The organism is Microcystis sp. M44BS1 (genome assembly GCF_020244875.1).
GTDB classification, from domain to species: Bacteria; Cyanobacteriota; Cyanobacteriia; order Cyanobacteriales; family Microcystaceae; genus Microcystis; species Microcystis panniformis.
In genome coordinates, this window is record NZ_JADBVM010000170.1 from 1 (window position 1) to 6,732 (window position 6,732).

Annotated in this window: 4 protein-coding genes and 2 pseudogenes; 3 read left to right on the forward strand and 3 right to left on the reverse strand. The window is 44.7% G+C overall.

What is annotated here, in order from left to right; genetic code table 11:
- Window positions 1-289: 289 nt before the first annotated feature.
- The gene (gene glmM, locus IM515_RS13645) at window positions 290-1,729 is read right to left on the reverse strand and encodes a phosphoglucosamine mutase (protein ID WP_287627281.1); all 1,440 of its coding nucleotides are present in this window, start codon (window positions 1,727-1,729) and stop codon (window positions 290-292) included.
- A gap of 279 nt (window positions 1,730-2,008) precedes the next feature.
- On the opposite strand from glmM, the gene IM515_RS13650 reads away from it, so the two are divergent.
- The 3 genes from IM515_RS13650 to IM515_RS13660 all read left to right on the forward strand — a co-directional run bounded on the left by IM515_RS13650 (window position 2,009) and on the right by IM515_RS13660 (window position 5,764).
- A complete protein-coding gene (locus tag IM515_RS13650; protein ID WP_287627282.1) occupies window positions 2,009-2,950 on the forward strand; it encodes a glycosyltransferase family 2 protein in 942 nt (313 codons plus the stop codon).
- Between the two features lie 289 nt (window positions 2,951-3,239).
- Window positions 3,240-4,649 (forward strand): hypothetical protein, encoded by a 1,410-nt coding sequence (locus tag IM515_RS13655; protein ID WP_287627283.1) that lies wholly within the window; start codon window positions 3,240-3,242, stop codon window positions 4,647-4,649.
- 425 nt (window positions 4,650-5,074) lie between these two features.
- Window positions 5,075-5,764 carry a discoidin domain-containing protein gene (locus IM515_RS13660; protein ID WP_287627285.1) on the forward strand — a complete coding sequence of 230 codons (690 nt, stop codon included), beginning with the start codon at window positions 5,075-5,077 and terminating at the stop codon, window positions 5,762-5,764.
- A gap of 223 nt (window positions 5,765-5,987) precedes the next feature.
- On the opposite strand, the pseudogene IM515_RS13665 reads toward IM515_RS13660, so the two are convergent.
- Both IM515_RS13665 and IM515_RS13670 read right to left on the reverse strand, forming a co-directional pair.
- Window positions 5,988-6,330, reverse strand: a pseudogene (locus IM515_RS13665) (IS1 family transposase); the annotation flags it as partial.
- Window positions 6,331-6,458: 128 nt separating this feature from the next.
- A pseudogene (locus IM515_RS13670) lies at window positions 6,459-6,732 on the reverse strand (hypothetical protein); the annotation flags it as partial.

Here is a 6,732-nt window from a genome sequence, read left to right on the forward strand (position 1 = left end):
ACAGGAACTCTTGCCATGGAGATAATCCTTAAGAGTAAAGTTAAAGTCCCTTACCGCAACACAATCAAGATGTCTTGTCTAACAACGCTTTACCAATAAAGCTTAGAGAGAATCCGAACTAGGGAAGCATTCGGAGGTCTGGGCCAGATTGTGTCTCGATGCGGTAGTCTCTACTTGCGTCGCCTAAATTGGTTTAGGCAAGCTCCGTCGCTTTTAGGGCGGGGTTAGTGACAATTATCCCTTGCTAGGCTAGGCTAAGGGCATTATAATCCCTGTCCCCCTCGATCGACTACAAAAGATAGCTTCGCACCGCTTCCACTAGCCTTTCTGTCCAAAAATTGGCTAATTCTAGGGTTTCTGCTTCCACCATCACCCGAATTAACGGTTCTGTCCCGGAAGCTCGCACCAAAATTCTGCCTTTTTCTGCCATGGCTGTCTCAGCTTTGCCGATTTCCCGCCGTAAAGGTTCACATTGCTGCCAATTACGTCGCACTTCTCTATCTTCCACCCGCACATTGCGTAAAATCTGCGGATAGGTGACAAAGCTATGATCGACTAATTTAGCCAAGGAAACTGCCGATTTCTGCACTAAAACCGCTAAATGTAGGGCGGTTTGCATTCCATCCCCGGAAACTCCGTAATGATGGCAGAGGATATGACCGGATTGTTCACCCCCTAGCATGGCCCCAGTTTCCCACATTTGCGCCTGAACGTGCTGATCGCCCACGGCAGTCCGCAAGAATTGACCCCCCAGTTTTTGCCAAGCGCGTTCAAAGCCTAAATTAGCCATCACCGTTGCTACTAATAACCCATCGGGTAACTGTCCAGCTTCTAAGAGGGAACGACCCCAAAAATAGAGGATATAATCGCCATCTACTACTCTACCCTGACTATCCACGGCCAGGACCCGATCGGCATCGCCATCGAAGGCAAACCCTAAATCCGCTTGCTGATTGATCACCGCCGCCTGTAAGCTTTCTAAATGGGTAGAACCACAATTAACGTTAATGCGATCGCCATCGGCTCGATCGTGTAAACAGATAACTTCCGCCCCCAAGGTTTGGAATACTAAAGGTGCTAGGTTAACGGCTGCCCCCCAAGCTAGATCCAAAACTATTTTTAATCCCGATAGGTTAATATCCCTCCCGACGGAATCAATGACAGCTTGATAATATTTTTGGATTAATTCGGGACAAAAAGTCGCTTTTCCCCAATTTTCCGGTTTATCTGCTAATTCTAAATTGCCTCTTAAACCCGCTTCTATCTGTGCCGCTAAACTGCCAGACAATTTTAAACCGCTGCCGTCAAAAAATTTAATGCCGTTATCTTCAGGAGGATTATGACTGGCAGAAATCATGATCCCCCCCATCGCTTCGCTTTCTCTGGTTAAATAGGCGACGCAGGGAGTGGGACATAATCCCAGTTGCCAGACTTCTATTCCCGCCCAAGTTAAACCCGCAGTGATAGCATTGGCTAACATATCACTGGAATTACGCGAATCTTGACCAATAATTACTGGTTTGGTGACACCAGCTTGATTTTTTAATACCTGTCCTGCCCAAAATCCGATTTGTAGCGCTAGGGGGGCAGTTAATAATTCTCCCACTTGGCCGCGAATTCCGTCCGTGCCAAACAGGGGTGATGGCGGTAATTCGATTAAACCCCCTAAGGATAACAGGGGATGCGATCGAGCTTTTTGTCCATTTTGATACGATAGAGACGCTACCATGGCCGATTCCTTTCCTCACACGACACACTCAGAGGATAACATGATCACCGATTTTTTAAAATCAATGTTCCCAGTTGACCTTAATCCTCCTCCCGGAGTTCCTTACATCTGGTGTGGGGAGATGGGGTGGTGGGGTGTGGGGAGTTTTCTCAGTGAACTGATAACTGATAACTGATAACTGACTCCTGAATCCTGAATAAAGATTGTTGATTTTTGCAGGAGGTCTAATCAAGGAACCGAGGTTATTTGGTAAGCTAAAACGGTAATCTTGACCCCCGAATGCCCGTGCTGATCAGTGTTGTCATCCCTACCTACAATCGCCAAGCAATCTTAAAAAAATGTTTACTAGCCCTAGAAAATCAGCGTTTAACCGATAATAAGGTGGAAAACTACGAAATAGTCCTTGTCGATGATGGCTCTACCGATGCGACGATCGCTTGGCTAGAAACTCAAAAGGCTAATTTACCCCATCTGCAACTGTGGCAACAGGATCACGGCGGACCGGCGCTCGCTAGGAATCTAGGGGTAGAAAAAGCTAGTGGTGATACAATTATTTTTATCGATAGCGATCTGGTAGTGACAGAAAATTTTCTGCAAGCTCACGCCGACGCTTTAACCGCCGGGGCAGCCAGTCTCAGCAGTGATCGCTTATTTACCTACGGCAGTGTCATTAATACCTGTAACTTCGAGCATCCCACCAGTGAACCCTATAAAATCACCGATTTCTCCGCCGCCTATTTTGCCACGGGCAACGTGGCGATCGCTAAAAAATGGTTATTAGCAGCGGGATTATTCGACACCCAGTTTCAACTCTATGGTTGGGAAGATTTGGAATTAGGGGTGAGATTGAAGCAATTGGGACTAAAATTAATTAAATGTCCAGAAGCCGTCGGTTATCATTGGCATCCCCCCTTTAATCTCGCTCAAATTCCCAATCTCATCGATAAGGAAATTCAACGGGGACGAATGGGAGTGCTTTTTTATCAAAAACATCCCACCTGGGAAGTGCGGATGATGATTCAAATGACTTGGATTCATCGATTGTTGTGGGGTTTACTTTCCCTAGGAGGAACCCTGAATGAACGCAGCCTCTCCCCGCTGTTACAATGGTTAATCGATCGAGGTAAACCGCAATTAGCCCTAGAAATTGCCCGCATTTTTCTCAATTGGTACAACGTGCGCGGCGTTTATCAAGCTTATCGGGAAATGCAGCTTCAGTGAAATGTCTTGGCGAACACCGATGAAAGCGTTTCTCACAAAGACGAGGTGTCACTAACCCCGCCCTAAAACCAGAGACTTTGTACCTCACCATCGAGATAACTGCCCTAAGGGTGAACATTTGCCGATAAAAAACTGAATATTTGCTTTCTTTTTCTGATAATTGCTGCCACAATCAAAAGCAATCAGCATAAAGAGCGGCGGAAAACACTGACCACATTTGCCCCTTGTGAATTATCCTCTGAGATTGGGCATATTATAAAGTAAATTTTCCTAGAGGAGGAATCCCATAATGAATATCTTCGATATTTTAATCGGTTTTGTCGGTGGAGGTGCGATCGGGGGTGGGGCTTTATATGCCCTGCAAGAGGGAAAAATCAGGGAAGAACGGCAAAAATATCAGAAAATTCGGACGGCTTTAGGTGAAACCGAAGCGGAGTTAAAAGACAGCAAAGGACAGTTAAAACAACTCGCTCTCTCCGAAGAACGGATTCGCAATATCGAAGCCACCTATAGAGAAGAAGTGGCTAAATTGCAAAAAGAGTTAGAAGATAGCCAAGGACGTGTACAAGGGGCAGCCAGCGCCACTGCCGCTCAAGCAGTGGAAGTCGCCGATAAAACCCAAATTCAGCAACTTGAACAGGAATACGAGGCTAAAATCGAGGAATTGCGCCAAAGCTACCAAAGTCAAATACAAGAGATTATAGACGGGAAGCAAGGGGAAATAGAAGCCCTGCGTCAAAGTCAACAGGCGCAGATTCTAGAATTAGAAAAGGGCTATCAGGGGCAAACTCAACAACTAGAACAGAGTTATCAAAGCCAACTGTTAGGACTAGAAAATGCCCGCCAAGCAGTAGTGGATGATCGAACCACTGAAATCGTCGAACCTTGGGATGATTTTCCCGATAGCCCCAGTGCCGAAGAAATAAATCCTTTTGATGGTTTTATCACCGAAGAAACCCTAGTATTGGAACCAGAATTTGCCCCTGAAACGCCCCTAGAAACGCCTGGTTCCGAATCAGAATTCAGCAGTGAGATGAATCCTTTTGATGGTTTTATCACCGAAGAAACCCTAGTATTGGAACCAGAATTTGCCCCCGAAATGCCCCTAGAAACCTCCGTTGACCAGGAGACATTTGACGGTTTAAACAGCCCAGAAGAAACCTTAGTTTCTCCAGAAATGACTGAGAGCGAAGATTTTCCCGTCATGGCAGAACCAGCAATCTCTGACTGGGAGATGTCCGCTGCTGAGATCGAATTTCTCAACAGTTTAACATTAGAGGAAGAAACGAGAACTATCGGTAGCCTAGAAGAATTATCGGGTAATTACGGTCAGATTCAAGAAACCGTTAGCAGTGACACCAGTTTCTCTGATTTATTAGCCACCGATGCCGAAAAATTCGCTGATAACCAAAATTTTCTAGATGACTTATTTGCTGATACCGATGACAGCAATAACCCCGAATTATTCGATTATTTTGCGGAAGAAACCCCCACAGTTGCATCTAACCGCCAAAATGTTGCTTCTGTTGCGAGTGACCAAGAAGAACTAGATTTCTTCAGTATGTTGGATAATGAAGAAATGGCTAATCTAGAATCCTTACCTTCTGACGAAGAACTGCCCCTTGATGATCTATTTAGCGATGATTTATTCTCGGATGGGGACAATAGCAAAACCACGAGGCTAGAATCTCATCAGTAGGCAGATTGCCCGCCATCAAGGCAGAAGACAGAATTTCTTCCCCACCCGATTTCTGGCTTCTGACTTTCTTAACTGCGCCACCAGATGGGAGTTTTCCCCCTGTCCCCCTAGGGCTGATTCATTCTCCGAATCTAATTCTTTTTTTGCTACCTTTAATCGCTTATGAGGTAAGCAAAGCACGACGTTTTTAAAAATTTTCAGCTATGTATTTCCGAGAAATCGACTAAAAACGTTGCCAGATAAGGACTTGAGAGAATGACATTTGAGAGAATGAAACGACCCCACCTGTCCCCCGATTCCCTTACCATAACGTGGAAAAAAAATCTACATCAAAAGTAGTGGACATTGGCAAAAAAAAAAAATATGATATGGGAGGGTACGTTGTACCCTTTTGACTGTCCCTAGCCTTTTAAGGAGATTTTCCCGTGAAACTCACTATCAAAACCCTTGTTTTATCCACTACCACTTTCGGCTTAATGTGGGGTGTGGCACAAAACGCCCAAGCTGCTACTCTAATTCCTGGAGTCACTGCCTCAACGAACATATCAACACAATGGAGTCTAAACGATGCCGTCAACGGCCAAGGGCTGCCCGGTAACACTCCGAGTCTTACGGGAGATCACGGGCAGTCGCTGATTGGTAATTCTTGGCGGTCAGATACTTTAACTAACACGCAGGGCACCACAATTCCCTCAGGTACTATCACTTTTAATCTCAATGGTAGCTATAATCTATCTGGGTTTACTTTCTGGAACCTTGGCGGTGGTAGTGCCGAGCTTACCCGTCAGGGAATTAAAAGTGTGACGATTGAATACTCCAACAACGGTGGAACAACTTGGAGTACCCTGAGTGGCGCTCCTATGTCCTTTACGCAAGGAACTTTTGACCCATTTTTCAATCAGACCCCACAGACGTTCAGTTTTGTCTCAGTCGCTGCGACTAATGTTAGATTTACTAATCTGAGTAACTTTGGGGGATTCGATAACCCCAGCGCGAACAATCGCATTGGCTTCTCAGAGATTCAGTTTGCTGCAACCAAAGTTCCCGAACCTTCTTCCTTGCTTGCTCTGTTAGCCTTTGGTTTAGCGGGCGTGAGTTTGGGAAAAAGAATTTAACTTAGTCTCAGCATTCGTCCCTCGCTAGAAGTCCCTCGCTTTTAGGGATGGGATGAATGCCCAACATATAGACAATTCTCAAAAACCGATGCTCCGATAAACAGATCTTGACCACTATTCCTTAAGCGATAACCGAGCTTAGGCGAGTCGTAAGGTGAGATGCTCCCCGACGAGAAACCGAGAAATCCTTTGTCGAAAGGTATTATTTAATCTTTCAATAGGATTAGTTTGACCAGTTTCTTTTCCGACCGATCGATGAGGTTTACGAGGAATTACTGTCTTATAGGACTCCCAAAAGTCTGTGTAAGCAACAGCACATTGTCGCTCAACTTCTGGAAGACTTGTTCCGAGCTTTTTAGCTGATTCACGGCTTCTATCTCCTCAATAACAACCAATTATTTCTCGGGTAGTTCTATCGATAGCTAACCAAATATATACCTTGATTTTCTGAGAAAATACGAATGACCATAACTCATCACAGAAATTTCTATGATTAATTTGCCTTTAGGTTTGTCTGTTACCTATACCTGGCGAGGGGCTTGGCTAAATTTATTATTAACATAGTTTTGTAACCATGACCAACTCACTCCCGTTTCCCGTTGGGAGCATCTCACCTTTGTAACCCCTAAATCAGGTTTTTATGTCAAGCTATTTTGAAAGCCTTGCTAGAAACCAGTTTTAGAAATAAGTATAATTACTCACTTGCATAAATGAGATGCTCCCCTCCCGTTACTCTAGCAATACCTCGCCGAGAAATTCTTTCTAGCAGCAGTAGAGCTATTAATTTTTGGGTTTCGTTAGAGACGGTTTTATTACTAGGATTAATTACCAACGGTTGACCACAATCTTTCCCCTGACGTTTGGGTTTGCCATTATGTGTAGAACCATTTTCGAGGGTATGGCAAGAACCCCATTTAGGACAACGAAATATTGAAGCTTGTGAATCTTTTGTTAGAAGATTCTGTTCT